Origin of the sequence: Leclercia sp. GLN_9 (assembly GCF_043105735.1) — a bacterium.
Classification (GTDB): domain Bacteria; phylum Pseudomonadota; class Gammaproteobacteria; order Enterobacterales; family Enterobacteriaceae; genus Enterobacter; species Enterobacter adecarboxylatus.
The window spans coordinates 1-321 of sequence record NZ_JBICLV010000003.1; the positions used below are offsets into that span (position 1 = coordinate 1).

General features: G+C 61.1%; 1 pseudogene. It reads right to left on the reverse strand.

The features are described from left to right. Positions 1-198 (reverse strand): annotated as a pseudogene (locus tag ACF8PE_RS00025) (DDE-type integrase/transposase/recombinase); the annotation flags it as partial. Positions 199-321: the final 123 nt, after the last annotated feature.

The window sequence follows — 321 nt, forward strand, 5'->3', positions numbered from 1 at the left end:
AAAAGCTCTCTCCACAAGGCGCACCTCGCCCCTGATGCCGGGCTGCAGGCACCAGGGGCGAGCCTGTCCTTTGCGCAGGGCTCGCATGACTTCGAATCCCTTGATCGTGGCATAGGCCGTGGGGATCGATTTGAAACCGCGCACCGGCTTGATCAGTATCTTGAGCTTTCCGTGATCGGCCTCGATCACGTTATTGAGGGCTCTGTTGCAAAGATTGGCGGCAGTCAGAGGTAGGCTGTCGCTCTGCGCCGATCAGGCGGCTGCTGCGAAATGGTGGTTGAGCATGCCCATGGCCTCCGTCAGCGCCGAGGGCCCAATGCC